This window comes from Sphaerisporangium sp. NPDC005289 (assembly GCF_040607455.1).
GTDB classification, from domain to species: Bacteria; Actinomycetota; Actinomycetes; order Streptosporangiales; family Streptosporangiaceae; genus Sphaerisporangium; species Sphaerisporangium rhizosphaerae.
Map to the genome: position 1 here is coordinate 1 of NZ_JBEXGS010000061.1, position 1,926 is coordinate 1,926.

A 1,926-nucleotide genomic window follows, 5' to 3' on the forward strand; every position below is an offset into this window, starting at 1 on the left:
TCCAGCGCCCCCCAGCGGCTGTCCACCCTGATCGACCACATCACCTCGGCCGTGCCCAACGCCGACGTGTTCGTCGCCACCATCATCCCGCTGTCCAACTCCGGCCAGGAGAACTCCGTCCGCACCTTCAACGCGGCCATCCCCGGCATCGTCCAGAGCAAGGTCAGCAGCGGCAAGCACGTCTACCTCGTCGACATGCACAGCAAGCTCACCACCGGCGACCTGATCGACGGCATCCACCCCACCGCCAACGGCTACGACAAGATGGCCGCCGCCTGGTACGCGGCGCTGCAGTCGGTCTCCGGCAGCATCGGCCAGCCCGGCGGCTCGAACCCCACTCCCACTCCCACGCCGACGCCCTCCACCACGAGCGCGATCCGGGGCGTCGGCTCGGGCCGGTGCCTGGACGTCGCCAACGTCTCGCAGGCCAACGGCGCGCAGGTGCAGATCTGGGACTGCAACGGGCAGGCCAACCAGCAGTGGGCGCCGACCGGCAGCGGTGAGCTGCGAGTGTACGGCAACAAGTGCCTGGACGTGTCCAACGCGAGCACGGCCGACGGCGCGCAGGTGGCGATCTGGGACTGCAACGGGCAGAGCAACCAGCAGTGGCGGTTCAACTCCGACGGCAGCATCACGGCCATCGGCGCGAACAAGTGCCTCGACGTGCCGAACTACTCCACCGCCAACGGCGTCAAGCTGCAGATCTGGTCCTGCAACGGCGGAACCAACCAGCGTTGGACCCGGGTCTGACGCTCCCTCATCGGCCCGGCGGGCGGCGCTGACCGCCGTCCGCCGGTGCCCACCACCCTTCCGCCGCTCCCGTACCGCCGCGCCCCGCTCCTGCGCCCCTTGAGTGAAAGGCAGACCGATGAGACGGCATTTCCGGGCACTCGCCGGCATGGGCATCGCCGCGCTGGCCGCGGCCGTGATCACGGCGGTGTCCATGGTCGCGGCGCCGGTGCCGCGAGCGTCGGCGGCGACGCTGACCCAGGTGACCAACTTCGGGTCCAACCCCGGCAACCTCCCGATGTACATCTATGTCCCCAACAACGTGTCATCACGGCCAGGCGTCCTGGTCGCGATGCACGGATGCAACGGCACGGCCCAGGGCTTCTACCAGGGCACCGAGTTCGCCTCGCTGGCCGACCGCTACGGGTTCATCGTCATCTACCCGCAGGCCAACAAGAGCGCCAACGGCATGTCCAACTGCTTCGACGTGTGGTCGAACGAGGCTCTGCGCCACGCCGGCGGCAGCGACCCGGTCTCGATCGTCTCCATGGTCAACTACACACTGCAGCGCTACAACGGCGACCCGCAGAGGGTGTTCGCCACCGGCTTCTCCTCCGGCGCGATGGAGACCAACAACCTGCTGGCCACCTACCCCGACGTCTTCGCGGCCGGCGCGCCCTTCTCGGGCGTGCCCTACGGCTGCCTCGGGCCGGCCGGATGCGGGGACAAGACGCCGCAGCAGTGGGGCGACCTGGCGCGCGCCGCCTACTCCGGCTACACCGGGCCGCGGCCACGGGTCATGGCCTGGCACGGCACCAACGACTCGGTGCTGAACTACACCATGCTGCAAGAAGAGGTCGACCAGTGGACCAACGTGTGGGGGATCGGCCAGACCGCCACCTCCACCACCACTCCGCAGTCCGGGTGGACCCGGCGGGTCTTCGGCTCGGGCCAGGTCGAGGCGTGGACCATTTCCGGCGCCGGCCATGACCTGCCGCACACCGGCATGGGCATCTACGCGATCCGCTTCTTCGGTCTCGACGGCACCGTGAACCCCACTCCCACGCCGACCCCGACGGTCACCCCCACCGTCACCCCCACACCCACCCCGACGCCCACGCCGACGGCTGGTGGCGGAAGCGGTCCGATCCGGGGTGTCGCGTCCGGGCGGTGCATCGACGTGCCGAACCGTTCCAC

At 69.5% G+C, this 1,926-nt stretch carries 2 protein-coding genes; both read left to right on the forward strand.

The features are described from left to right. Positions 1-750, forward strand: a 750-nt coding sequence (locus ABZT47_RS40260; protein WP_354854083.1) for a lectin, incomplete at its 5' end; no start/stop codon positions are given. Positions 751-868: 118 nt separating this feature from the next. Next, positions 869-1,926, forward strand: a 1,058-nt coding sequence (locus tag ABZT47_RS40265) for a PHB depolymerase family esterase (RefSeq protein ID WP_354854086.1), incomplete at its 3' end; no start/stop codon positions are given.